Source organism: Niveibacterium umoris, from assembly GCF_014197015.1.
GTDB classification, from domain to species: domain Bacteria; phylum Pseudomonadota; class Gammaproteobacteria; order Burkholderiales; family Rhodocyclaceae; genus Niveibacterium; species Niveibacterium umoris.
In genome coordinates, this window is record NZ_JACIET010000001.1 from 317866 (window position 1) to 343484 (window position 25619).

Sequence of the window (25619 nt, forward strand, 5' to 3'; positions counted from 1 at the left end):
AACCGGGTGACGCATCGTCGCCCGGCATTTGCTGACCCTGCTTCAACGGAGATACCACAATGAAACTGTACTTCTCGCCCGGCGCCTGCTCGCTCTCGCCGCACATCGTCCTGCGTGAGGCCGGCCTGCCGGTAGAACTGGTCAAGGTTGACCTCAAGGCCAAGAAGCTCGCGGACGGTTCCGACTTCCTCGCAATCAACCCGAAAGGCTATGTGCCGACGGTGGAAATCGAAGGCGGCGAGATCCTCACCGAAGGCCCGGCCATCGTTCAGTACATCGCCGACCAGAAGCCGGAAAGCGGGCTGGCGCCGGCCAACGGCACCCTGGCGCGATACCGCCTGCAGGAATGGCTCACCTTCATCAACTCCGAGTTGCACAAGAGTTATGGCGCCTTGTTCAATCCGGCCTTCCCCGATGCGGCCAAAGCGGTGGCGAAGGAACTGCTGGCGAAGCGTTTCGACTATCTCTCGACGCGCCTCGCTGCGCAGGACTACCTGATGGGCAACCAGTTCTCGGTGGCCGACGCCTACCTATTCACCGTCATCAACTGGAGCCAGTGGGTCGGCATCGATCTCGCCCAGTGGCCGGTGCTGGCGGCCTTCCATGCGCGCGTGGCCGCCCGCCCGGCCGTGCAGGAAGCGCTGCGCGCCGAAGGCTTGCTGAAGTAATCGCGTTTCAACCGCCGCGCAGGTCGTGATGGCCTGTGCGGCTTTTTCAGGTATCGATCATGAACGTTCCGAACGTGCAACCCGTCCTCTTCCTCTCGCACGGCTCGCCGCTGCATGCAGTGCTCGACAGCGAGCCGGCGCGAGCATGGGCCGCGCTCGGGGCGCAGTTGCCGACACCGCGCGCGATCATCGCGGTATCGGCGCACTGGAATACCGGCATTCCGATGCTGACCGGTGCCGCGTCGCCCCCGACGATCCACGATTTCGGCGGCTTCCCCGATGTCTTGTACCGCCTGCGCTACCCGGCTTCCGGGGCACCGGAACTGGCCGAACAGGCGCGGGGATTGTTGCGTGACGCCGGACTGCCCGTCGGTATCGATGGCAGTCGCGGTCTCGACCACGGCGCCTGGGTGCCGCTGATGCACATGTTCCCGCAGGCCAACGTGCCGGTGATCCAGCTCTCGGTGCAGCCGGAACTGTGTGCGCGCCACCACTTCGCGGTCGGCCGCGCCCTCGCGCCGCTGGCCGCGGACAACGTACTGATCGTCGCGTCCGGGCACACCACCCACAACTTGCGCGACGCGTTCCGCAGGCCGGATCTGCTCGGGCAGTCCGCCGAACCGATGCCCTATGTAAAAGCCTTTGCGGATTGGGTGGCGGACGCGATTGCTGCGCAGCGCATCGACGAATTGCTCGACTGGACCGAGCGGGCGCCGGAGCCGCTGCGCGCGCACCCCAGCCCCGAGCACTTCCTGCCCCTGTTCGTCGCGCTTGGCGCGGCGGGTGACGCAGCCAGTGCGACGCGCTTCCTCGATGTCTTCGACGGCCCCGCGCTGGCGATGGACAGCTGGCGCTGGGATCGGCTCGCCGCGGCGGCGTGAGCCGAGATTGCCGATCGGGCCACCGTGGCAGGCCAAGCTGCTGCTTGAGGGGGGTGCCAAAATTGACTAAGATGGATGCCATATGGCATTGATCGAGGTGGCGACATGAGCACAGCGGCATTGCGACACGAGGATCACTCGGTCGAGGATCTGCTTGGCGGGCTGGGCGTGCTGCAAAGCGCACCGCGCACGCCGCTCGAATGGGTGTCGCTGATTCGTAGCGGGATTCCGTCGCAGTCGGTGGACGCGCTCGCCCGCACCGTGCAGATGTCGCAAGCCGAGCTTGCGGCGGCGCTGGGCATCCCGGAGCGCACGCTGGCGCGGCGCAAGCGCGAAGGCACGCTCAACAGCGAGGAATCGGCCAAGGTGCTGCGCATGGCGCGTGTCGTCGAACGCGCCGAGGCGGTCTTCGAAGATCTTGAAGTCGCGCTCGATTGGCTCAAGTCACCCAACGCCGCGCTCTGTGCGGTGACGCCGATGTCGCTGCTGGATACCGACATCGGCGCCGAGAGCGTGCTCGATACGCTGGGCCGGATCGAGCACGGCGTATTCGCCTGATGCGATGACGCTGACGGTCTGGCGGCTGGTGACCGCGCGCTTCGCCGACAGCGCCTTCAGCGGCGAGGGCGCGCGCCTCTATGGCGGCCGCTGGAATCGCAAGCATGTGCCGATGGTCTACACCGCCGCGACGCAATCACTGGCGATGCTCGAACTGCTGGTGCAGGACGACCCGCTGCGTGCGCGCTACGTGATGATCCCGGCCTTCTTTCCCGCCGATCTGCCGATCGAGCAGATCACATCGGCGAGCCTGCCGGACGGCTGGCGCGAGCTGGCGGCGCGGGAACACCTGCAGCAGATCGGGTCGGACTGGGTGCAATCCGGGCGCAGCGCGGTGCTCGCGGTGCCGAGCGCGGTGATTCCGTCCGAGACCAACTACCTGCTCAATCCGCGTCATGCGGACTTTTCGCGTATCCAGATCGGCTCGCCGCTGGAATTCATCACCGATCTGCGGCTGATCCGGCGCATGCAGCCGGGCGTCCACAAGGCGCCCTGAGAGGCATTCAGTTTTTCGCGCACGGTGCCGCTAATACGGGTGATGCCGTGAATACCAAGCGATGGAGGTTGGGTGTTGGAGCGCGAGGACCATTCGAACGACCACTACATCACGCCGCAGCAGTTGTGCATCGGGCTGCACATCCATCTCGACCTGTCGTGGATGGATCACCCCTTCACGTTCTCGAGTTTCAAGATCAAGAGCCTCGACCAGATCGCCACGATCCAGTCGCTCGGCCTGGAACGCATCCGCTACTCGCCCTCGAAGAGCGAAGCCGACCCGCTTGCGGTGCCGACCGGGGAGATCTCGCAACCGCCGCCGCCTGCGTTGTCAAAGGAAGACGACCCGGCCTACCAGGTCAAGCGCGAGCGCATCCAGCGCCTGGCCGCGCAGCGCGCCAAGGTGAATGCCTGCGAACGCGAGTTCCAGTCCGCCACCAAGGCGATCAAGACGATCACGCAGAACCTGTTCGCGCGCCCGAAGGAATCGTACGAGGCGGCGAGGGGCCTTGCCGAGACGATGGTGGCTTCGATGCTTACCGATGCCGACGTCGCGATCACGCTGATGAGCGACAAGGCCGGCAACGAGGACGTCTACTACCACTCGCTCAACGTCACCGTGCTGGCCATGATGCTGGCCAAGGAGCTCAAGGCGCCGGCCGAGGCGATCAAATCCCTCGGGGTCGGGGCGCTGTTCCACGACATCGGCAAGGTCGAGATTCCGGACAAGGTGCTGCGCAAGATCGATCCGCTGAGCCACGCCGAGCAACAGTTGATGCAGCAGCATGTGGTGTACGGGCTGGAAATCGGCAAGAAGCTCGAACTCACCGGCGAAGTGATGGCCATCGTCGCGCAGCATCACGAGCACGCCGATGGCAGCGGCTACCCGCGTGGCCTGCAGGGCAACCAGATTTCGTTGCTGGCGCGCATCGTCACCATCGTCAACGCCTACGACAACCTGTGCAATCCGCCAAACCCCGCGAAGGCGATGACGCCCCACGAGGCGCTGTCGGTGATGTACGCGCAGCAGCGCGCCCACTTCGATGCCAACGCGCTGTCGGTATTCATACGCTGCATGGGTGTGTATCCGCCGGGCTCGATCGTGGTGCTGTCGAACGAGACGATCGGCATGGTGGTGTCGGTGAACAGCACGCGCCCGCTCAAGCCGACGGTGCTGGTTTACGACCCCGCGGTGCCGAAGGAAGAGGCGATCCTGGTCGACCTGGAACAGGAGCAGGAAGTCGCTATCGCCCGCACGCTCAAACCCCAGCAACTGCCACGCCCCATCTTCGAATATCTTTCGCCTCGTCGCCGGGTGACGTATTACTTTGACGCTGAATCGGGCGGCGGAGTAGGCGGATGAGCGACATGAATCCGGCGCTTCCGGCCGATGTTTTCGCGCAGTTGCTGAGCGGCAGCACCACCCCGGTGCTGCTGGTCGATGCGGCAGACCGGCGCATCGTGTTCGCCAATGCCGCCGCCGCGCGCTTGCTGGGCTACGCGCAGGAGCCGCTCGCCGGACGTTCTATCAGCGATTTCGAAGCAGGCCTGGAAGACATGTTCTTCTGGGAAGAAGTGGCGGCCGGCCAGGTGCATGACATCGACCGCGTGCCCGGCAGTTACCTGCATGCCAACGGCGCGATGGTGCATGTCGAAAAGCAGGTGCGTGTGCTGGCTCATGGCGGACACACCTGGATTGCGCTGACGCTGACCGACGTGTCGGCCGAGCTCGCGCGTTCCGATGAAACCGCCGAGATCGCCTCCTTGCTGGCGGCAACGCTCGAGTCGATCGCCGACGGCGTGCTGGTGACGGACCTCTCGGGCGGCTTGCGCAACTTCAATCGCCGCTTTGCCCGCATGTTCGGTGTTGCCGACGTGGATGTCGACGGTGACGCGGTGATGTCGGCGGTGAGCGGGCTGCTGATCGATCCGGGACCCTGGCAGGCGTTGCTGGCCTTGGTGGCGAGCGATCCGCAGACCGATCAGCTGATCACGCTCGCCTTGCGGGACGCGCGTTTCATCGAGTGCTCCGCGCGTCCGCAGACCTTGCGCAAGCGTCCCGTCGGGCGGCTCTACACCTTTTCTGACGTGACCGACAGCAAACGCTACGAGGCGGCGCTGGTGGCGGCGCGCGAGGCGGCGGATCGTGCGAATCAGGCCAAATCGGCGTTCATCGCCTCGATGAACCACGAGCTGAAAACACCGCTCAACGCGATCCTCGGTTTTGCCGACTTGTTGCGCGAGGACCTGCCCCCGGCCGAGGCCGACTTTGCCGAGCACATCTATGTCGCGGGTCAGCATCTGCTGGCGTTGATCGGCGATGTGCTCGATCTCGCGCAGGTCGAAGCCGGGCGCGTCGATCTGCACGCCGAACTGATTCCGCTCGCGACCCTGATCCAGGAATGCTGTGCAATGACCGCCCCGGTGGCCGCGCGCTACGGCGTGCAGGTGATCAGCGAGGTCCCCTCCGATGTCACGATATGTGCCGACCGGCGACGTGCGCGCCAGATCGTGCTCAACCTGATTTCGAACGGCTGCAAGTACAACCGCAGTGACGGCACGCTGACGATTTCCGCGGCCCCGGGTGGAGATGGCCACACGGTGGCCCGCTTTACCGACACCGGAATCGGCATCGACGCCGGTGATCTGGCCCGCATCTTCGAGCCGTTCACCCGGGTGGGTTCGCGGCGCGGTGAAGTCGAGGGCACCGGTCTGGGCCTCGCGCATTCGCGCAAGCTTGCGAACCTGATGGGCGGTGACATCACCGTGTCCAGCGTGCCGGGCGAGGGCAGCACCTTTTCGCTGACGCTTCCGGCCGTAGCGCCCGCGGAAGTGCTGCCATGAAGGGGGCGCAGCGGGGCTGCAACGGCTAAAATGAAGGCTTCGCGGCGCATCTCTGGCCGCAACGGAGCAACACAGACCTGATGGAATTCTTCCTGCTGATTGGCCTGATCATCATCAACGGCCTCTTTGCGATGTCCGAAATCGCCCTCGTGACGGCCCGGCGGGCGCGGCTCGCGAAGCTGGCAGCGGATGGCGATGCGAGTGCCGCGGTAGCGGTGAAACTCGGTGAAGAGCCGACTCGCTTCCTTTCGACGATCCAGATCGGCATCACCTCGATCGGCATCCTCAACGGTATTGTCGGCGAGGCCGTGTTTGCGGCACCGCTCGCCAAGTGGCTCGAGACCTTCGGGCTCGCTGACCGCATCGCCGAAATCGGCTCGACCGTGCTGGTCGTGCTGGTGGTGACCTACATCTCGATCGTGGTCGGCGAACTGGTGCCCAAACGTATCGGGCAAAACAGCCCCGAGCTGATCGCGCGCATCGTCGCGCGCCCGATGGAAGGCCTGTCGCTGCTCACCCGGCCCTTCGTGCGCTTGCTGACCTTTTCCACCGACACCTTGCTGCGGCTGTTCGGCATCGATCGCAACGGCGGCCCGGTACTGACCGAGGAAGAAATCCACGCGATGCTGGAGGAGGGCAGCGAGAGCGGCCTGATCGAGTCGCGCGAACACGAAATGGTGCGCAACGTGTTCCGGCTCGATGAGCGCGAGATCGGTTCGCTGATGGTGCCGCGCGCCGACATCGTGTACATCGATATCGACGCGCCGATGGAGTCAAACCTGCAACACGTGGCCGGATCGGAGTACACCCGCTTCCCGGTGTGCCGTGGCGGGCTCGATCACCTGCTGGGCGTGGTGCATGCCAAGCAGATCCTTGGCCAGACCTTGCGCGGCGAGAAGCCCGATTTCGAGAAGCACCTGCACCCCTGCGTCTTCGTGCCGGAAACGCTGACCGGCATGGAGTTGATGGAGCACTTCAAGGCTTCTGCAACGCAGATGGTCTTCGTCATCGACGAGTACGGCGAAGTGCAGGGGATCGTGACTTTGCAGGATCTGCTGGAAGCGGTCACCGGCGAATTCAAGCCGCGCGATGTCGACGACGCGTGGGCGGTGCAGCGCGACGATGGCAGCTGGCTGCTGGATGGCCTGATCCCGGTGCCGGAACTCAAGGATCGCCTCGAGCTCAAGGATGTGCCGGAAGAAGACAAGGGCCGCTACCACACCCTTGCCGGCATGGTGATGCTGCTGCTTGGCCGGCTGCCGCGCACGGCCGACGCGATCGAGTGGTCGGGCTGGCGTTTTGAAGTGGTCGACATGGACGGCAAGCGGATCGACAAGGTGCTCGCGTCGCGCCTGGGCGTCGGCGAAGAAGCCGACGGCTGAGCGCGGATCAACGGATGTCGTTTCGAACGGGTTCCGCCCCGAGGGTCGCTGTCATCGGTGGCGGACCGTCCGGCTTGATGGCGGCCGAGGTGCTGGCGCAGGCTGGCGTTGGGGTCGACCTCTACGACGCCATGCCCTCGGTGGGCCGCAAGTTCCTGATGGCGGGCAAGGGGGGCATGAACATCACCCATTCCGAGCCGCGCGAACCTTTCCTGGGCCGTTACGGCGTAAGACAAGCGGTGATATCGCCGATCATCGACGCCTTCTCGCCAGACGCATTGCGTGCGTGGATTCACCAGCTTGGCGTCGAGACTTTCGTGGGCAGTTCCGGCCGGGTCTTCCCGACCGACATGAAGGCGGCGCCCCTGCTGCGTGCGTGGCTGCATCGACTGCGCGAGGCGGGTGTCGCATTCCATGTGCGGCATCGCTGGGTCGGCTGGAGCGCCGACGGTGACGCCGTATTCGTGACGCCGGAGGGCGAACGCCGGGTGCATGCCGATGCACTTGTGCTGGCGCTGGGCGGCGGTAGCTGGGCGCGGCTTGGGTCGGATGGCGCCTGGGTGCCGTGGCTGCGAGCACGCGGCGTCGACGTTGCGCCGCTGGTGCCCAGCAACTGTGGGTTCGACGTCGACTGGAGCGCGCATTTCCGCGATCGTTTCGCGGGCGAGCCGGTCAAGGCGGTGGTCGCGAGTTGTACTGATGCAGGCGGGAATGCTTGGCAGCGGCAGGGTGAATTCGTCGTCAGCGCCACCGGTGTCGAGGGCAGTCTGATCTATGCGCTGTCGGCACCACTGCGCGACATGATCGCCGTGCAGGGCGGTGCGACGCTATACCTCGATCTGGCGCCGGGGAAAACGCTCGATCGCGTTCGCGCCGAAGTCGCGCACCCGCGCGGATCGCGCTCGATGGCGAGTCACCTGCAAAGCCGCGTCGGCATCGCTGGCGTGAAGGCTGGCCTGCTGCGCGAATGCACGTCGCGTGAAACCTATGACGACGCCGATGCACTGGCCGCTGCGATCAAGGCGTTGCCGCTGCGGCTGCGCGCCCCCCGGCCGATCGACGAGGCGATCAGCAGCGCGGGTGGCGTGCGCTTCGAAGCGCTCGACGCGCGTCTGATGCTCAAAGCGCTGCCGGGCGTGTTCTGCGCCGGCGAAATGCTCGACTGGGAAGCCCCCACCGGCGGCTACTTGCTGACCGGCTGCTTTGCGAGCGGGCGTGCCGCGGCGCACGGCGTGCTCGACTGGCTCGCCCACGACGACGCCTGAACGCAATCTCTCGTCGGTTCCCGGACTGTCATTGCGCGCCGTCGCGTACAGACTCGCCTTCCATCACGGTGGCGCCCTTTGGCGCATGACGGAGGATGCATGACGACCCATCCACCCAGCGGCGCACAAGCGCTGGTCGAGGCCTTGCTGACCCACGACGCTGATACCGCTTTCTGCGTACCCGGCGAGAGTTACCTTGCGGTGCTCGATGCGCTTTACGACGTGCGCGACCGCTTCAAGCTGGTTGTGTGCCGGCAGGAAGGCGGCGCAGCTTACATGGCGGATGCCTACGGCAAGCTCACCGGCAAGCCCGGCATCTGTTTCGTCACCCGTGGACCCGGCGCGACCAACGCGGCGGTGGGCGTGCATACCGCCTTCCAGGATTCGTCGCCGATGATTCTCTTCATCGGGCAGGTCGGGCGCGGCATGCTTGAACGCGAAGCCTTTCAGGAGATCGACTACCGCCGCATGTACGGCCAGATGGCCAAGTGGGTGGCGCAGATCGACGATGCGTCGCGCATTCCCGAGTTCATTTCGCGCGCCTTCCACATTGCGACGTCAGGGCGCCCGGGGCCGGTCGTGCTCGCGCTGCCGGAAGACATGCAGCACGACGCGTGTACGGTTCCGCAGCCGCAGCACTACCGCAGGGTGATGCCGGCGCCCGCGCCCAGTGACATGGGGGAACTGCGTGCACGCCTGTCGGCGGCGCAACGCCCGCTGATGATTCTCGGCGGACGCGGCTGGAGTGAGGCGGCCTGCAGCGACATCAGGCGTTTTGCCGAGGCCTGGAAACTGCCGGTGGCCTGCGCCTTCCGTTATCAGGATCTATTCGACAACCTGCATCCGCAATACGTCGGCGATGTCGGGCTCGGCATCAACCCGAAGCTGGCAGCCCGGGTGCGCGAGGCGGATCTGGTGCTCGCCGTGGGGCCGCGTCTCGGTGAATCGACGACGAGCGGCTATGCGCTTTTCGATATCCCGCGCCCGCGCCAGACCCTGGTGCATGTGCATGCCGGCATCGACGAACTGGGTCGCGTGTATGCGGCTGATCTGCCGATCAATACCGGCTACGCGGAATTCGCCGCCGCCGCGTGCGAACTGGCGCCGCCCCCGGCATTGCCGTGGCAAGACGGTGTTGCCACGGCACGTGACGAATACCTTGCGTGGAGCGAGCCGCCCGCTACGCCTGGCGATGTCCAGATGGGCGAGGTGATGCGCTGGCTGCGAGCGCGCCTGCCGGAAGACGCGATTGTCTGCAACGGCGCCGGCAACTACGCGATCTGGCTGCATCGCTTTTACCGTTACCGGCGCTTTGCAACCCAGCTCGCACCGACCAACGGTTCGATGGGTTATGGCGTGCCGTCAGCGGTGGCCGCGAAGATTACGCATCCGCAGCGCATGGTCGTGTCGTTTTCGGGCGACGGCTGCTTCATGATGAACGGGCAGGAATTCGCGACCGCGGTGAAGTACAACGCGGCCGTGGTGTTCGTGGTGGTCAACAACGGCATGTACGGCACGATCCGGATGCACCAGGAGCGCGAGTTTCCGGAACGTGTATCGGGAACGGAGCTGGCCAACCCGGACTTCGCCGCGCTGGCACATGCCTACGGCGCGTTCGGTGAAGTCGTGCGTTCCACCGCGGAATTTGCCCCGGCTTTCGAGCGGGCGCTTGCGGCAAACGGCCCGGCCTTGATCGAGGTGAGGACCAACCCGGAAGTGCTAACCCCGGCGGCGACGATCGCGCAGATCCGGGGGCAGGGCAGGCGGTAGTGCGGGTCGCCCACGAATCCGTGCCGGTCGTTGCGCCGGCCGGGTTCGCGAGAGCGGGACCGATCAGCCGAAGCGGCCGGTGATGTAGTCCTCGGTTTCCTTCTTGGTCGGGCTGAGGAAGATCGATTCGGTGACACCGAATTCGACCAGATCGCCCAGGTACATGTAGGCGGTGAAGTCGGACACGCGCGCCGCCTGCTGCATGTTGTGGGTGACGATGGCGATCGTGAAGTCTTCGCGCAACTCCTGGATCAGCTCTTCGATGCGCGCCGTCGAGATCGGATCGAGCGCGGAGGTTGGCTCGTCGAGCAGCAGCACTTCCGGCTTCACCGCGATGCCGCGCGCGATGCACAGACGCTGTTGTTGGCCACCGGAAAGGCCCTGGCCGCTCTGGTTGAGCTTGTCCTTGACCTCGTCCCACAGCGCGGCGCGGGTCAGCGCCCACTGCACGCGCTCATCCATTTCAGAGCGCGAGAGCCGCTCGTGCAGGCGCACGCCGAAGGCGATGTTCTCGTAAATCGTCATCGGGAAGGGCGTGGGCTTCTGGAAAACCATGCCGACCTTGGCGCGCAGCTGGTTCAGATCGGCGTCCTTGTCGAGGACGTTGACGCCGTCGAGCAGGATTTCGCCTTCCGCGCGTTGCCCCGGATACAACTCGTACATCCGGTTCAGGGCACGCAGCAGCGTGGATTTCCCGCAACCGGAAGGGCCGATGAACGCGGTGACACGCCGGTTGAAGATGTCGAGATTGACATTCTTGATGGCGTGGAACTTCCCGTAATAGAAGTTGAAGTTCTTGACCTGGATCTGTGCCTTCAGGTTCACGGCTTGTTCGCTCTTCATGGGAACGCTCATCTCTTGTTAATTGGTCGGCCGCTTGGGCAGCAGCACGCGGGCGAGGATATTGACGGTCAGCACGCCGATGGTGATCAGGAAGACCGCGGCCCAGGCGAGCTTTTGCCAGCTCGGGAACGGACTCATCGCGAATTTCGCGATGGTGACCGGAAGGTTGGCCATCGGCTTGTTCAGATCGAGGCTCCAGAACTGGTTCGACGTGGCGGTGAACAGCAGCGGGGCGGTTTCGCCCGCGATGCGCGCCACCGCGAGCAGCACACCGGTGATGATGCCGGCCTGGGCCGAGCGGACCGTGACCATCATGATCACTTTCCAGCGCGGGGCGCCCAGCGCGAAGGCCGCTTCACGCAGCGTGTTCGGAATCAGCAGCAGCATGTTCTCGGTTGTCCGGACGACCACCGGGATCACGATCAAGGCCAGCGCCAGAACGCCCGCCCAGCCCGAAAACGTGCCCATGTGCGCGACGTACACTTCATACATGAACAGGCCGACCACGATCGACGGCGCCGACAGCAGCAGATCGTTGATGAAGCGGGCGACCTCGGCGATCTTGCTGCGCTGCCCGTATTCGCCGAGGAAGACGCCGGTCAGGATGCCGATGGGCGTGCCGATGAGCGTCGCCAGCGTGACAAGGATCAGGCTGCCGACGATCGCATTGGCAAGACCGCCTTCAGTGCCCGGCGGCGGGGTCATTTCGGTGAACAGCGTCAGTGACAGAGCGCTGCCACCGATGGTCAGCACGGTGAAAAGTATCCAGATCAGCCATACCAGTCCAAACGCCATCGCCGCCATCGACAGGCCGAGCGCGAACCAGTTGACCAGCTTTCTCTGAGTCCGAAGATCCATGATCGTTTGCCTCTTGCTGGCTTAGTGACCGCTATGCAGCTTCTGCATGCGGATCAGCATGAATTTGGAAAGTGTCAGCACGGCGAGGGTGATGCCGAAGAGGACAAGGCTCAGGTACATCAGCGAAGCGGAATGCAGCCCGGCCTCGGCTTCGGCGAATTCATTCGCGAGCGCTGAAGTGATGCTGTTGCCGGGGTAGAACAGCGAGATGCCCTGGAAGCTGTTGGTGTTACCGATCACGAAGGTGACGGCCATGGTCTCGCCCAGTGCGCGACCCAGACCGAGCATGATGCCGCCCACCACGCCGACTCGGGTGTAGGGCAGAACCACCTTCGAGACGACTTCCCATGTGGTCGCGCCGAGGCCGTAGGCCGATTCCTTGAGCATCGGCGGCGTGACTTCAAAAACGTCGCGCATCACCGAGGCGATGAAGGGGATGATCATGATCGCGAGGATGATGCCGGCGGTCAGCATGCCGATACCGATCTGCGGGCCATCGAAGAGCGCACCGATCAGCGGGATATGTCCAAAGGTATTGGCCAGGAAAGGCTGTCCGTACTTGGCAAACAGCGGCGCGAAGAACAACAGGCCCCACATGCCGTAGACGATGCTGGGGATCGCGGCCAGCAGTTCGATTGCGGTGCCCAGCGGGCGGCGCAGCCAGCGCGGCGAGAGCTCGGTCAGGAACAGCGCAATACCGAAGCTGACCGGTACCGCGATGACCAGCGCGATGACTGAACTGAGCACAGTGCCGTACATCGGAATCACGGCCCCGAACTTCTCCATCGGGGGGTTCCAGTCCGTCGTCACGAAGAACTTCAGTCCGAACGCCTTGATCGACGGCCAGGCGCCAATCGTCAGCGACACGATGATGCCGCACAGCACGATCAACGCGAGCACCGCAAACGAGCGGGTCAGATTGAAGAAGATCATGTCGCCAAATTGGCCGGAAGCGGCTTGCTTCGCGGGTTTGGCGCCTTGGGCCGCTTCAACGCTTGACGATGTCTGCACGGTAAGGTGTCTCCAAAAGAAAAGCGACGCGACGGAGTGGTCCGCCGCGTCGCGATATTACGTCAGCACGCGGTTAGGCGTGATTACTTGACCTGAAAGACCGGCTTGCCAGACGCATCCTTGATGTTGTTCCAGGATGCGTGGATCAGCTTGATCAGGCCGTCGGGCAGCGGGACGTAGTCGAGATCGCTCGCCATCGCGGAACCGTTCTTGTACGCCCACTCAAAGAACTTCAGCGCTTCGGCCGATTGCGCCGGCTTGTCGGCGGTCGCCTGCATCACGATGAAGGTGGCGCCGGTGATCGGCCACGACTCCTTGCCCGGCTGGTTGGTCAGGATCTGGTAGAAGGCCGACTTCGACCAGTCTGCGCCAGCGGCCGCTGCCTTGAAGGTCAGATCGTCCGGCTGCACGAATGCGCCGTCAGCGTTCTGCATCGACAGGTGGGTGAGCTTGTTCTGCTTGGCGTAGGCAAATTCCACATAGCCGATGGAGCCCGGGAGCTGCTGCACGAAGGCCGACACGCCCTCGTTGCCCTTGCCGCCGGTACCGGTCGGCCACTGCACAGCGGTGCCTTCACCGACCTTGTCCTTCCATTCCTGGCTGACCTTGGCGAGGTAGTTGGTGAAGATGAACGAGGTGCCGGAACCATCGGCGCGGCGCACCACGGCCACGGCCTGATCCGGCAGCGCGGCGCCCGGGTTGAGCTTGGCGATGGCCGGGTCGTTCCACTTCTTGATCTTGCCCAGGTAGATGTCAGCCAGCACCGGGCCGGTCATCTTCAGCTGGCCCGGCTTGAAACCGGGAATGTTCACCACCGGCACCACGCCACCGATGACGGTCGGGAACTGCACAAGACCTTCCTTCTGCAGCTCTTCCGGCTTGACCGGGGCGTCCGAAGCACCGAAATCGACGGTTTTGGCCTTGATCTGCTTGAGGCCACCCGACGAACCGATCGACTGATAGTTGACCTTGTTGCCGGTTGCTTTCTGGTAGGCGTCGGCCCACTTGGAATAGACGGGGGCCGGGAACGACGCACCGGCGCCGGTCACTTCAGCGGCGGAAGCGGCGCCGACGGACAGGAGGGAGACAGAAACTGCGATAGCGATGCGCTTGAACATTTTGACCTCGCGATGACACGGACTTCGTACACTAAGGAGTGCGCATTACGGAAATGTTACATGTAGCCATTTCGTAACCAAATCTGCTTGCTAGCGTTGGTTTTTGCGAAATTCACAAGAAAACGATAAGGCCGAGGGCCGTACTTCAACATAGGCGTGTTACATCACTGCGACGCAAGGGCGCGCAAGCCGATGTTGAAATCCCGAAGGACATGAGTTCTGCGGCTCACGATGAAATTTGGTGGCGTGGACCGTTTTGGTTGCTGACGGCTGCCTTCGGAGTTGGAGGCGCCGTGTTGCGCGAAACGGTGCGGAGTGACGGTATTGCGATGGCCGCGTCGCTTCCCGCGACAGGGCGGATGGATCGAGGATTGGGCTGCCGCCTTGTTGCAAGAAGCCGAGGCGGCGGCCCAATCGGGTGCGGTCCAGGTCAGATGAACAGCGTCGTGCCCGACTCCGCGGCCTCGCCGAGAAATGCTGCGACGCCGCCAAGCTCGACGCCGTCGACCAGCTCTGCCTGGCGGATGCCCATCACGTCCATCGACATGTTGCAGGCGATCAGCTGGGCGCCGCCGTCGACCAGGCTCTTGAGCAGCGCGGTCGGGGTTTCGACGCCCTTCTGGCGCATCACGGTGCGGATCAGCCTGGCGCCCATGCCGGCAAAGTTCATCTTCGAGATCGAGTTCAGGCGGTCGGTGCCGGCCGGCATCATCGCGCCGAACATCTTGTCCATGAAACCCTTGGGTACCGCTGGCGCATCGGGGCGGCGCAGCACGTTGAGCCCCCAGAAGGTGAAGAACACCGAGACCGGCTTGCCCATCGCCAGTGCGCCGTTGGCGATGATAAGGCTAGCCATGACCTTGTCGAGATCGCCGCTGAACACGACCAGCGTGGTCTTGTCGCGTGCCGGTAGGAGTTGGGCGGCGCTGGCGGCGGGCAGGGCGGGGGCGGACTTGCCTTTGCGGATCAGCACCGTCACGAGGCCCTTCTCGGTCTCGACCGATAGCACATCGTTGCCGGTCTTCTTCGCCCAGGCGCGGATGTCGCGGCCGAAGGCGGGGTCGGAGGCCGTGACCTCGAGCAGCTCGCCCTCGTTCATCGCGTCGACCGCGCGGTAGGTCTTCATGATCGGGCCGGGGCACTGCAGGCCGATCGCGTTGAGCGTGTGGCGGTTGCCGGCGTTCGCGACGATCGCGCAGCGGCCACCGCGCTCGGCTTCGATCTCGTCCGGGTCGCGGCGCTTGATGTCTTCGTAGTCGAAGATGTCGGGGTTCGATTGTTTGTCGATCGCCCAGGCGTAGGTCTTGTAGCCGCCGGAAAGGTTGCGCACGTCGGCAAAGCCCGCCTGCTTGAGGATGCGGTAGGCGAGGTAGCCGCGCAGGCCGATCTGGCAGAACACGATGGTCGGTTTGGCTGGATCGAGATCCGCCAGATGTTCGCGCAGGGTGTTCACGTCGATGTGGCGCGCGCCACGGATCGTGCCGAGCTCGAACTCCTCGGCGGTGCGAACGTCGATCAGCTGCATGGTGGTGGTGTCGAGCGCCTGCAGCGCGCGCCAGTCGAGCAGCTCGTGCGAGCCGTTGAGTACATTGGCGGCGACGTAGCCGGCGATGTTCACCGGATCCTTGGCGGAGCCGAAGGGCGGCGCGTAGGCGAGTTCCAGCTCGGTGAGGTCTTCCACCGTCATGCCGGCATGGATGGCGGTCGCGATCACGTCGATGCGCTTGTCGGCACCGTCCGCGCCTACCGCCTGCGCGCCGAGGATCTTCCCGTCCGGTGCGTAGAGCAACTTCAGGCTGATCTGCTTGGCGCCGGGGTAGTAGCTGGCGTGCGAGCCGCCGTGGGTGATGCTGGTGCGGTAGTCGGCGCCGGCGGCGATCAGCTGCTTCTCGTTGAGGCCGGTGGAGGCGGCGGCGAGGTCGAACGCCTTGAGGATCGCCGTGCCCAGCGTGCCGCGGTAGGCGCGCTGGTTGCCATGCACCATGTTGTCCGCCGCCATGCGGCCCTGGCGGTTGGCCGGGCCGGCGAGCGGGATCAGCGCTACACGCCCGTTGAGCGTCTGCGTCACTTCGATCGCATCGCCCACGGCGTAGATCGCGTCGTCGGAGGTCTGCAGGTATTCGTTGACCTTGATGCCGCCGGTGGCGCCGATCGCGAGCCCCGCTGCACGTGCCAGCGTGGTTTCCGGCCGCACGCCGATCGCCAGCACCACCACATCGGCCTGCAGGCGCTTGCCGCTTTGCAGGTAGACGACGGTGTGGTCCGCCTTGTCCTCGAAGCGTTCGATCTTGTCGGCGAGGTAGAGCTCGACGTTCTTGTCGCGCATGTGGGCATGCACGATCGCAGCCATCTCGTAGTCGAGCGGCGCGAGGATCTGGTCCGCGCCCTCGACGAGCGTGGTGAAGAGTCCGCGTTCATGGAAGTTCTCCGCGACCTCGATGCCGATGAAGCCGCCGCCGATCACTACCGCGCGGCGCGGCTGCTCGGTCTTGAGGTGTTCCATGATGCGGTCGAGATCCGGGATGTTGCGCAGGCCGAACACCCGCTTCGATTCGATGCCCGGCAACTTCGGCCGTACCGGCTCGGCGCCGGGGGAGAGCAACAGGCGGTCGTAGGCTTCGTCGTATTCGTCGCCGGTGGCGAGATTGCGCAGGCGCACGGTTTTCGCCGCCCGATCGATCGCGATGGCCTCGGTGCGACTGCGCACGTCGACGCGGTAGCGCGCCTCGAAGGCGCCTTCGCTGGTCACCAGTAGCTGCTCGCGCTCGGCGATTGCGCCGGAAAGGTGATACGGCAGGCCACAGTTGGCGAAGCTGATGTAGGGGCCGCGCTCAACCATCACGATCCGGGCGGACTCATCGTTGCGGCGGATACGGGCAGCGGCGGTGGCGCCACCGGCGACGCCTCCGATGATGACGAATTTCATGTGGGGGATTCCTGTGCAATCGGGTGAGTGCACAATATCGCTATATAGCGATCAAAGGATTGATATGCATCAGCCTTGGCAGTCAGTTCGACTACATACAGTTATGTAGCAATCTAGAAAACTTTATAGCTATTGGGCTATGTCAACATTGCGCCGGACCGATGCTCCAACAATCGTGCTGTTGAAGCATCAGGTACCGCTATGCCCGAAACCACGCGCGAAAACACGGCACCCGCACAGAAGGTCCGTTTCGCTAATCCCCGCATTGCTGCGGCTGACGAACAGTCGCTTTATGAAGTGCGTCGCAAGGTCTATCCCCGCGCGGTTTCTGGCGTGTTTGCGCGTTGGCGCTGGGCTTTGGTGATTCTTACCCAGGTGCTGTTCTACGGCCTGGCGTGGGTGCAGTGGAACGGCCGTCAGGCCTTCCTGCTGCATCTTTCGGAGCGCAAGTTCTACATCTTTGGTTGGGTGTTCTGGCCACAGGACGTGGTGTACCTGACCGTGTTGCTGATCATCTGTGCGTACTCGCTGTTCCTGTTCACGGCGGTGGCAGGGCGCTTGTGGTGCGGTTACGCTTGTCCGCAAACGGTCTACACCGAGCTGTTCCTGTGGATCGAGCGCAGGATCGAAGGGGATCGCGCCAAGCGGATGAAGCTCGACAACGCGCCGCCATCGTTCGTGAAGTTCGCCACCAAGGCGGCCAAATTCGGCGCCTGGGGTGCGGTGGCGCTATGGACCGGCATCACCTTCGTCGGCTATTTCTCGCCGATCCGCGAACTGTTGCCGAACATCGCGCGCTTCGATCTGGGTGGCTGGGAGCTCTTCTGGATCTGTTTCTACGGCGGCTTCACCTACCTGATGGCCGGCGTGATGCGCGAGCAGGTGTGCAAGTACATGTGCCCCTACGCGCGCTTCCAGGGTGTGATGTTCGACCCGGACACGCTGGTCATCACCTACGACCCGGAGCGTGGCGAACCTCGGGGCGCCAAGCGCAAGCAAGCCGAGCAGAAGCTCGGTGACTGCGTTGATTGCGGCATCTGCGTGCAGGTCTGCCCGACCGGTATCGATATCCGCGACGGCCTGCAGTACGAGTGCATCGGCTGCGCCGCCTGCATCGACGCCTGCGACCAGGTCATGGACAAGGTTGGCTCGCCGCGCGGGCTGATCCGCTACACCACCGAAAACGCGATGAAGCAGCACTGGGGCATGCGCGACGTGCTGCGCCATGTGATCCGGCCGCGCGTGCTGGTCTACCTCTCGGTGCTGCTGGCGATCATCGCTGCCGGCGGCTGGTCGCTCGCCCATCGGCACACGCTGCGGGTCGACGTGATTCGCGATCGCACCACGCTTTCACGTGAAGTGGAAGGTGGCCTGATCGAGAACATCTACACCCTGCAGATGATGAACATGGCCGAGACCGCACGGCGCATCCAGGTCAGCGTGTCCGGGCTGGATGGCGTGTCGCTGGTGGAAGCGCCGCGTTTCGAACTGCCGGCGGCTGGCAACAAGTCCTACACGATCCACGTCCGGGTGCCGGTCGATTCGGCGCCCAAGGGCTCGCACAAGATCGTCTTTGACATCCGCAGCGAAGAGGGCGACGGCGTAAAGCTGGCCGAAAAGGCCAGCTTCATGATGCCCTGAGCTGCTTCAACTGGAGGGGGGAGTCACCATGGCACTCGAGATCCTGTTCGGAACCGACATCGGCTTGCTGAGCCTGTTCACCATCGTGTTCGTGCTGGGCATGGGCGGCTATCTCTGGCATTTCGCCCGCAAGCACATGCAGGACGAGGAAGAGCATCTCCATCCGCACTGATGGGGTCGATCTCTTCCGCGTCGTGCCAAGGCCCGTGCGCTTGCCTGCACGGGCGGGCTGCGTTATCAATCCCGACCTGATCGTCACGCGGCCAAGCTCGGTTGCGTGATGAGGTTTCAGGAGCGCGACTGATGGACCCTCTGCATCCGGAATCATTGCGCCGTCGCATCGAGGAGGAGTTGCTCGATGGCTACGACGAAGAACTCGAAATGGAGATCGAGGATCGCCATTACGAGGAGGTGCTCGCCGACCCGTTGGCGCCGGCTGACCCTGTTCAGCGGGAGAGGCGACGTAACTACTTCCGCGAACTGTTCCGCCTGCAGGGCGAGCTGGTGAAGTTGCAGGACTGGGTGGCCGTGAATCGCCGCAAGATCGTCATCCTGTTCGAGGGGCGCGACGCTGCGGGCAAGGGCGGCGTGATCAAGCGCATCACCCAGCGCCTCAACCCGCGTGTCTGTCGCGTGGTGGCGTTGCCGGCGCCCAACGATCGCGAAAAGACCCAGTGGTACTTCCAGCGCTATGTGCCCCATTTGCCGGCGGCTGGTGAAATGGTGCTGTTCGATCGCAGCTGGTACAACCGCGCCGGTGTTGAGCGGGTGATGGGCTTCTGCTCCGATGAGGAGTACGAAGAGTTCTTCCGCTCGGTGCCGGAGTTCGAGCGCATGCTGGTGCGATCCGGCATCCAGGTGATCAAGTACTGGTTCTCAATCTCGGACGAAGAACAGCACCTGCGCTTCCTGAGCCGCATTCACGATCCGCTCAAGCAGTGGAAGCTCAGCCCGATGGACCTCGAATCCCGCCGTCGCTGGGAGGACTACACCGAGGCCAAGGAAGTGATGCTGGAGCGCACTCACATCGAAGAGGCGCCGTGGTGGATCGTGCAGGCGGTCGACAAGAAGGCGGCGCGGCTCAATTGCATCCACCACTTGCTGGGGCTGATCCCCTATCAGGAAGTCCACCGTGATCCGGTGGTACTGCCGGAACGGGTGCGCCATGAAGACTACCGTCGTCGCCAGGTGCCGCCCGAAATGATCGTGCCGGACGTTTTCGGCTAGGCGGCGATTCGATCCGGCACCAGGGGCAACGTGGCCGGCGCGGCCCGTGGCCAAGGCCCCGGGGTGCCGGCGCACTTTGATTGCGCACCGAGGCTAGCGGCGAGGTTTGTCGGTGGCGTTCGCGGGTGCCGACGGCGGCGCCGATGCGGGGCTCGCGCCGTCCTGGGGGCGCGGGCGGCTCGGGCGCGCCACCAGACCTTTGGGGGAGTTCACGCACACCGCAGGTACCACGCCTTCCGGTGTGGTGTGCTGCACGGTGGCACCTTCCTTCTTCCCCTGGCAGTCGGTATAGGCCTGGGGTGGCGGGTCGTGCCGCGGGCCTTCACCGGCCGGCGGTGTGGGGGTGGATTGCGCGAACGCTGTTGTCGTTACCAGCGCTGTGGCGATGGTCAGGAACGGGTATTCAAGTCTCATGACAGGTCTCCGGATGTGCGTCGCACGCATCAAGGTGCCGAGAACAGCGCGTCGGATGCGGCAAGGTAGCTGCTGATTGCGTTGGCATCCGTGATAGGCGCTGCGTACAGGTAGGGCGTGGTCGCCGTGGTGTAGTCGAAGGGCGTGCCGTTGGCGTAGCTCCCGGACAGGATCGAGTGCCGCAGCGCAGCCAGCTGGGTTTTCTGCGCGGCAGAGAGACTCGCGTAGACCTGTGTGAAGACCGTCGCGTAGCGGTAGTTGTTCTCGCCGTCCAGGTCACCGTAGGTGGCGGAGAGCGCGAGCACCTTTGCCTTCACTGCGTCCGCGTTTGCCGCCGAGACACGCAGGCTGCGCAGCAGCAGGGCGATGTCGGTCCGCAACTGCACGATATTGGTCGGGCCGGCGTAGAGGTTGGCGCGCTGCGTGTCCACCAGGCTGGACATGGTGGCCGCTTGCGCAGTGGTGACGTAACCCTTGCCGGCGTCGCTGAGCGCTGCCCCGGCGGTTGCTGTGAGCTGCTCGCTGATGCTGTAGCCCTCATGGCCGACGGCAGGCGCATCCTTGATGTAGAAGCCGCCGTAGTAGGTGCCATGACGTTCGGGGCAGAAGTACACATCGGCGTCGACGCTGCCGGCATACCAGCTGAACAGGTCACTGGCGTAGGTCATCACCGCCACCGCAGTGCCTTGCGGCAGACCGGCCATCTTCGCCTTGATCTGCGCGTCGGCGATGTCGGGCCACGAAGCCCAGCCCTTGCCCTTCATCGCGTCGAGGTAGGCCTTCTGGCTGGCATCCAGCGAGCGGTAGAGGTTCGCGTAAAGCAGGGCGCGGTCGAAGCTGATCTGGCCGTCGATCAGGTACAGCGCCCGCGAGGCCGCCTTCACCGCATCAAGGTTCAGGGCGGTGCCGCTGGGCATGTTGCCATCCATCTGGCGGCGGAAGGCCTGCATCAGCGTGAAACGCTGGTAACCGTACTGGTTGATCTGGTCGAGCTGGCTGGTTGCCAGCGCCTTGAGCTGCGCGAACTGCGCATCGTTGAGGATGTAGAGCACGTTGTTGGCCACCCGCGTCAGGAAGCTGGTGTTGTGCCCCATGTTGTCCGGGTCGTTGTCGCGCAGGTACTGGAAGCCCGTGTAGTCCGCCACCTTTCCGGGCGGGAAGAAGGACTGCGCCGCCAGGTTGCCCGTCATCAGCGCCAGACCGTCGAAGGCGAGCGTGGTGCGCTGCGCTTCATCCGACAGCGTTTGCGCCATGTTGAATGCGGGCGATCCGGCGGGCGTCTGCCCCACCGTGATGCGCTGGCTGCTGCTCAGCTTGCCCGCGGCGGTCGTGGCGGTCAGCGTCACCGTGTAGGTGCCGGGCGCTGCATAGGCGTGCCCGGTGTTTTGCTGCGTGCTGGTGCTGCCATCGCCGAAGTCCCAGGCCCAGGCGCTCGGGCTGCCGCTGCTTGCATCGCTGAACTGCACGATCTGCCCGGCGACCGCCGCAGCGGTGGAGGGCGTGAAGGCGGCGCCGCCGGTGGTTCCGGTGGTGCCCGTACTGCCTGTGCCGCCAGTGGTTCCGGTCGTGCCGGTCGTCCCGTTTGTGCCGGTGCTTCCCGTGGTGTTCGTGTCAGAGCTGGATCCCCCTCCGCCGCAACCGGCGAGTACGAGGGCAATCAGCAGGATCGCCCGGCGCAGCGGCTGGGCTGAAGGCTTGGGTCGCTTCATGATGGGTCTCCCCGCTTGGATGACGCTTCCATCGTGGCTCTGCCGGATGGCGGCTGACCCCGCCGCTCGATGACAGATCTGTAATGGATTCGCGCGCCGATCGGGCTAAGCTGCGCGCAGGAGGAGTGCATGAAAGTCCTGCTGATCGAGGATGAACGCAAGATCGCCGATTTCGTCACTGCCGGCTTTCGGGAGCAGGGTTTCGTGGTCGAGCACTGCGCCGACGGCAACCTCGGCTACGAAGTCGCCCGGCGCGGCGGGCATGACGTGATCCTGCTCGACATCATGTTGCCGGGGCGCGACGGCCTCTCGATCCTCAAGGCGTTGCGGCGTGCCGGCGATGCGACCCCGGTCCTCCTGCTGACTGCGCGCAACGAACTGGACGACCGGGTCGAAGGGCTCAACCTCGGCGCCGACGACTACCTCGCCAAACCCTTTTTCTTCGAAGAGTTGCTGGCACGGGTGCAGGCGCTGCTGCGCCGGGTTTCCGGCGAGCGTCAGAACTTCCTGATCGTGGGGGATCTCCGGCTCGACCGCATCGCCCGCGAAGTCACGTGGTGTGGCAAGGCGGTGGATCTCACCAGCCGCGAGTTCAACCTGATCGAGTATCTGATGCGCGCCCCCGGCCGCGTGCTGACCCGCACCCAGATCCTTGAACACGTCTGGGGCTACGACTTCGACCCGAGCACCAATGTGGTCGACGTCTGCATCCAGCGCATCCGCAAGAAGCTCGCGTCGCTGGAGGGTGACACCGCGGGCGACTCGCCGATCGAGAGCGTGCGCGGCGTCGGCTACCGCTTCCGGAAGCCGGCGTGATCCGCAGCTTCCGTTTCCGCCTCGCACTGCTGGCCAGCCTGCTCACCGGGGCGGCGCTGCTGGCCTTTGGCGGCGGCGCATGGGCCTTGCTGAGGGTGCAGCGGCTGGATCGGCTCGATGCCGACCTGCGCGCCCACGCCGAGCGCGAGACTGGCCGGCGGCGCGATGTGGACGACTGGCGCCGAATCGAGTCGAGGCTTGCGGCAGACCTGGGTTTCGACGATGCGCGCGCGCTGGCCCTGGCGGTGAGCGACGGACAGGGCAGCGACTACCGCTCGCCGCATTGGCCCGCCGGACTCGCGATGGCGGCGCTGCCCTGGCCGGCTGCCGCCGAGGGGCACGTGGGAGAAGCACCGCCGCGCCGGCCGCCACGGGAGGCACCCTCTGCGCCGCCAACACCTCGGCAGGACGAGGCGGGGGGCGATCGGCCGCTGCCGCGAGATCGTCCGCCGCGTGACCGAGGGGGCGAGGATGGTTCGCCCGCCGAACGGCCCCATGTTGTGTCGCTTACCCGTCGCGCAGGCGAGCAGACCTGGCATGTCGCACTGGCGGTCGCAGGCGGCAATCGTGTCGCTGTCGCTGCCGACGAGCAGGTGGTCGCCGCCGAGATGGCGGAAGTGCGACGCGCCTTCGTCTGGGCGTTGCCGCCGGTGCTGCTGCTGGTCGGCTTCGGCGCCTGGCTGTTCTCGGCGCGGGCCTTGCGGCCGCTGAAGACTCTGACCGCGGTCAGCCGCGAGCTCAGTGTGGCGGCGCTGGACCGGCGCATTCCTGCGGCGGGCGAAGACGCCGAATTCGTCGAACTGATCGAAGTCTTCAATCACATGCTCGCGCGGCTCGAACGCAGCTTCGAGCAGGCGCAGCGCTTCTCGGCCGATGCGGCCCACGAGCTGAAGACCCCGCTCGCGATCCTGCAGGGCCAGCTGGAGCGCGCGATCCAGGCGGCCGAGGCGGGCTCGGCGCTGCAGGCGCAACTCGCGGACATCCTTGACGAAGTCCGTCGCCTCTCCAGCATCTCCGGCAAGTTGTTGCTGCTGTCGCAGGCCGATGCCGGGCGACTGCGCCTGCATCGCGAAGCGGTGGACCTGAGCGCGGCGCTGGCCGAACTGATCGAGGACGCGCGGCTGCTTGCGCCGCACCTTCAAATCAATGCGAAGGTGCCTCCCGGCCTGGTCGTGCAGGCCGACGGCGCGCTGCTGCAACAGGTCCTGCATAACCTGCTCAGTAACGCGATGAAGTACAACACCGAGCATGGCTGGATCCGGTGCGAGGCATCGGCGGGCGCGCAGGGCGTGACGCTACGCATCGCGAACGCCAGTCATCAACCGGCACCTTCAGACCCCGAGCAATGGTTCGCGCGTTTCGTGCGTGGCGATGTGGCGCGCACCCGTGCGGTGGATGGCGTCGGGCTGGGGCTTAGCGTCGCACGCGAGATCGCGCGCGCCCATGGCGGGGACTTGCGCTGGGTGCCCGGCCCCGTCGGGGAGGTGTGCTTCGAACTGCAGTTGCGCTGACGGGCGGGCGCCCCGGCTGAAACGCCCGCCGTCGGGTCAGCCGCCCATGCGCGACTGGAAGACCAGCCCCGCGTGCTCGCGCAGCGCGTGGAACTTGACCTCCGGGTAGCGTTCGCCGGCTACCTGCAACTCGGCGCTGTGGCTGGCGAGGAAGGTCGGCGCATCGACCACGTCGTAGGCAATGCGGTGCGCGTTGGCGTCGATGAAGCGCTTGAGGATGTTCGGGTCTTCGCAGGTGACCCAGCGCGCGAGGCGGTAGTTGGTGCTGCCCAGCCGCGCCTCGACACCGTACTCGGTCTTCAGGCGGTGCTGCACCACTTCGAACTGCAGCGTGCCGACCGCGCCGAGCAGGATCATCGTGCCGGCGTGCGGGCGGAAGACCTGGATCGCGCCTTCTTCGCCCAACTGCCCGAGGCCGGTGCGCAGCTGCTTGGTGCGCAGCGGGTCTTTCACTTCGACGGTCTGGAACAGCTCCGGCGCAAAGAAGGGCAGGCCGGTGAATTGCAGCACTTCCCCTTCGGTCAGCGTGTCGCCCAGTTGCAGCAGGCCGTGGTTCGGGATGCCGATGATGTCGCCGGGGAAGGCCTCGTCCACGATCTCGCGGCTTTGCGACAGGAAGCTCACCACGTTGTTGGTGCGCAGTTCCTTGCCGTTGCGCGAGATCTTGAGCTTCATGCCGCGGTCGAAACGGCCGGAGCAGATACGCACGAAAGCGACGCGGTCGCGGTGCGCCGGGTCCATGTTGGCTTGGATCTTGAACACCACGCCGGAGAATTTCGGCTCGTCGACATGCACATAGCGCTGGATCGCCGTACGGTCGCCCGGGGGCGGTGCCATGTCGACCAGCGCGTCGAGCACTTCCTGCACGCCGAAGTTGTTGATCGCCGAGCCGAAGAACACCGGTGTCTGCTTGCCGGCGAGGAAGGCTTCGCGGTCGAAGGCGGGCGCGGCCATTTCGACCAGTTCGATGTCGTGCTGGGCATGCTCCCAGCGGGTGTCGAAGCGCGCTGCGATTTCCGGGTTGTCGCGGCCGTCGATGGATTCTTCCTCGCCCGACACACGCTCTTCGCCAGCGCGGAACACCCGCATGCGGTTCTTCGGCATATCGAACACGCCACCAAAACCCTTGCCCATGCCCACCGGCCAGGTGAAGGGCACCGCGGGCATGCCCAGCGTGCGCTCGATCTCGTCGATCAGCGACAGCGGTTCCTGCACTTCGCGGTCGAACTTGTTGATGAAGGTGATGATCGGCGTGTTGCGCGCGCGGCAGACTTCGAGCAGGCGCAGCGTTTGCGACTCCACGCCGTTGGCGCCGTCGATCACCATCAGCGCCGCATCCACGGCGGTCAGCACGCGGTAGGTGTCTTCCGAGAAGTCCTGGTGGCCCGGGGTGTCGAGCAGGTTGATGACGCAGTCGCGGTACTCCATCTGCATCACCGACGAGGCGACCGAGATGCCGCGCTGCTTTTCGATCTCCATCCAGTCCGAGGTCGCGTGGCGGCTGGCTTTGCGCGCCTTCACGCTGCCGGCGATGTGGATCGCGCCTGCGAACAGCAGCAGCTTTTCCGTCAGCGTGGTCTTACCCGCGTCAGGGTGCGAGATGATGGCAAAGGTGCGACGTCGGGCGACTTCGCGCTCGATCGGGGAAGCTTCGGACATGTTGGGACCCGGCAGCAGGCGGC

22 protein-coding genes are annotated in these 25619 nt (G+C 65.0%); 14 read left to right on the forward strand and 8 right to left on the reverse strand.

Annotation, left to right across the window (positions count from 1 at the left end; genetic code table 11):
• Window positions 1-59: 59 nt before the first annotated feature.
• From gstA to GGR36_RS01440, 9 genes are all read left to right on the forward strand, one after another.
• On the forward strand, window positions 60-668 hold the full coding sequence (gene gstA, locus GGR36_RS01400) for a glutathione transferase GstA (protein ID WP_183631099.1): 609 nt from the start codon (window positions 60-62) through the stop codon (window positions 666-668).
• 59 nt (window positions 669-727) lie between these two features.
• Entirely contained in the window at window positions 728-1549 is an 822-nt protein-coding gene (locus GGR36_RS01405) for a DODA-type extradiol aromatic ring-opening family dioxygenase (RefSeq protein WP_183631101.1), read from the forward strand.
• Between the two features lie 105 nt (window positions 1550-1654).
• On the forward strand, window positions 1655-2107 hold the full coding sequence (parS, locus tag GGR36_RS01410) for a type II RES/Xre toxin-antitoxin system antitoxin (protein WP_183631103.1): 453 nt from the start codon (window positions 1655-1657) through the stop codon (window positions 2105-2107).
• Between the two features lie 4 nt (window positions 2108-2111).
• Window positions 2112-2603: an RES family NAD+ phosphorylase gene (locus GGR36_RS01415; protein WP_183631105.1), complete on the forward strand. Its 492-nt coding sequence runs from the start codon at window positions 2112-2114 to the stop codon at window positions 2601-2603.
• 72 nt (window positions 2604-2675) lie between these two features.
• Window positions 2676-3965, forward strand: coding sequence for an HD domain-containing phosphohydrolase (locus tag GGR36_RS01420; protein ID WP_183631107.1), 1290 nt, complete (start codon window positions 2676-2678; stop codon window positions 3963-3965).
• A complete protein-coding gene (locus tag GGR36_RS01425; RefSeq protein WP_183631109.1) occupies window positions 3962-5446 on the forward strand; it encodes a PAS domain-containing sensor histidine kinase in 1485 nt (494 codons plus the stop codon). Before GGR36_RS01420 ends, GGR36_RS01425 begins: the two co-directional genes overlap by 4 nt.
• A gap of 80 nt (window positions 5447-5526) precedes the next feature.
• Window positions 5527-6828 (forward strand): hemolysin family protein, encoded by a 1302-nt coding sequence (locus GGR36_RS01430; protein ID WP_183631111.1) that lies wholly within the window; start codon window positions 5527-5529, stop codon window positions 6826-6828.
• Between the two features lie 14 nt (window positions 6829-6842).
• On the forward strand, window positions 6843-8093 hold the full coding sequence (locus GGR36_RS01435) for a TIGR03862 family flavoprotein (RefSeq protein WP_183631113.1): 1251 nt from the start codon (window positions 6843-6845) through the stop codon (window positions 8091-8093).
• A 99-nt stretch (window positions 8094-8192) separates the two neighbouring features.
• A complete protein-coding gene (locus GGR36_RS01440; RefSeq protein WP_183631115.1) occupies window positions 8193-9863 on the forward strand; it encodes a thiamine pyrophosphate-binding protein in 1671 nt (556 codons plus the stop codon).
• 63 nt (window positions 9864-9926) lie between these two features.
• On the opposite strand, the gene pstB is transcribed toward GGR36_RS01440, so the two are convergent.
• From pstB to GGR36_RS01465, 5 genes are all read right to left on the reverse strand, one after another.
• Window positions 9927-10706, reverse strand: a complete 780-nt coding sequence (gene pstB / locus GGR36_RS01445; protein WP_221229472.1) for a phosphate ABC transporter ATP-binding protein PstB — start codon at window positions 10704-10706, stop codon at window positions 9927-9929.
• Between the two features lie 18 nt (window positions 10707-10724).
• A complete protein-coding gene (pstA, locus tag GGR36_RS01450; protein ID WP_183631119.1) occupies window positions 10725-11564 on the reverse strand; it encodes a phosphate ABC transporter permease PstA in 840 nt (279 codons plus the stop codon).
• A 21-nt stretch (window positions 11565-11585) separates the two neighbouring features.
• Window positions 11586-12575 (reverse strand): phosphate ABC transporter permease PstC, encoded by a 990-nt coding sequence (gene pstC, locus GGR36_RS01455; protein WP_338086606.1) that lies wholly within the window; start codon window positions 12573-12575, stop codon window positions 11586-11588.
• 83 nt (window positions 12576-12658) lie between these two features.
• A complete protein-coding gene (pstS, locus tag GGR36_RS01460; protein WP_183631123.1) occupies window positions 12659-13693 on the reverse strand; it encodes a phosphate ABC transporter substrate-binding protein PstS in 1035 nt (344 codons plus the stop codon).
• 430 nt (window positions 13694-14123) lie between these two features.
• Window positions 14124-16619, reverse strand: coding sequence for an FAD-dependent oxidoreductase (locus GGR36_RS01465; protein WP_183631125.1), 2496 nt, complete (start codon window positions 16617-16619; stop codon window positions 14124-14126).
• A 201-nt stretch (window positions 16620-16820) separates the two neighbouring features.
• Between GGR36_RS01465 and ccoG the strand changes: the two genes are divergently transcribed.
• The 3 genes from ccoG to ppk2 all read left to right on the forward strand — a co-directional run bounded on the left by ccoG (window position 16821) and on the right by ppk2 (window position 19487).
• Window positions 16821-18260 carry a cytochrome c oxidase accessory protein CcoG gene (ccoG, locus tag GGR36_RS01470; protein ID WP_183631127.1) on the forward strand — a complete coding sequence of 480 codons (1440 nt, stop codon included), beginning with the start codon at window positions 16821-16823 and terminating at the stop codon, window positions 18258-18260.
• Between the two features lie 28 nt (window positions 18261-18288).
• Window positions 18289-18432, forward strand: a complete 144-nt coding sequence (locus tag GGR36_RS01475; RefSeq protein WP_183631129.1) for a DUF3149 domain-containing protein — start codon at window positions 18289-18291, stop codon at window positions 18430-18432.
• Between the two features lie 131 nt (window positions 18433-18563).
• The gene (gene ppk2 / locus GGR36_RS01480) at window positions 18564-19487 is read left to right on the forward strand and encodes a polyphosphate kinase 2 (RefSeq protein WP_183631131.1); all 924 of its coding nucleotides are present in this window, start codon (window positions 18564-18566) and stop codon (window positions 19485-19487) included.
• A gap of 93 nt (window positions 19488-19580) precedes the next feature.
• Here the strand turns inward: ppk2 and GGR36_RS01485 are convergent, their stop codons facing one another.
• Both GGR36_RS01485 and GGR36_RS21580 read right to left on the reverse strand, forming a co-directional pair.
• Complete coding sequence (locus GGR36_RS01485) at window positions 19581-19901, reverse strand: hypothetical protein (RefSeq protein ID WP_183631133.1); 321 nt, start codon at window positions 19899-19901, stop codon at window positions 19581-19583.
• 29 nt (window positions 19902-19930) lie between these two features.
• Complete coding sequence (locus GGR36_RS21580; RefSeq protein WP_207064332.1) at window positions 19931-21610, reverse strand: PKD domain-containing protein; 1680 nt, start codon at window positions 21608-21610, stop codon at window positions 19931-19933.
• A gap of 129 nt (window positions 21611-21739) precedes the next feature.
• On the opposite strand from GGR36_RS21580, the gene GGR36_RS01495 reads away from it, so the two are divergent.
• Both GGR36_RS01495 and GGR36_RS22210 read left to right on the forward strand, forming a co-directional pair.
• Window positions 21740-22426, forward strand: a complete 687-nt coding sequence (locus tag GGR36_RS01495; RefSeq protein WP_183631135.1) for a response regulator transcription factor — start codon at window positions 21740-21742, stop codon at window positions 22424-22426.
• Window positions 22423-23937 (forward strand): ATP-binding protein, encoded by a 1515-nt coding sequence (locus GGR36_RS22210; protein WP_183631137.1) that lies wholly within the window; start codon window positions 22423-22425, stop codon window positions 23935-23937. The genes GGR36_RS01495 and GGR36_RS22210 overlap by 4 nt, the downstream gene beginning before the upstream one ends.
• A 36-nt stretch (window positions 23938-23973) precedes the next feature.
• On the opposite strand, the gene GGR36_RS01505 is transcribed toward GGR36_RS22210, so the two are convergent.
• A complete protein-coding gene (locus GGR36_RS01505) occupies window positions 23974-25596 on the reverse strand; it encodes a peptide chain release factor 3 (RefSeq protein ID WP_183631139.1) in 1623 nt (540 codons plus the stop codon).
• Window positions 25597-25619: the final 23 nt, after the last annotated feature.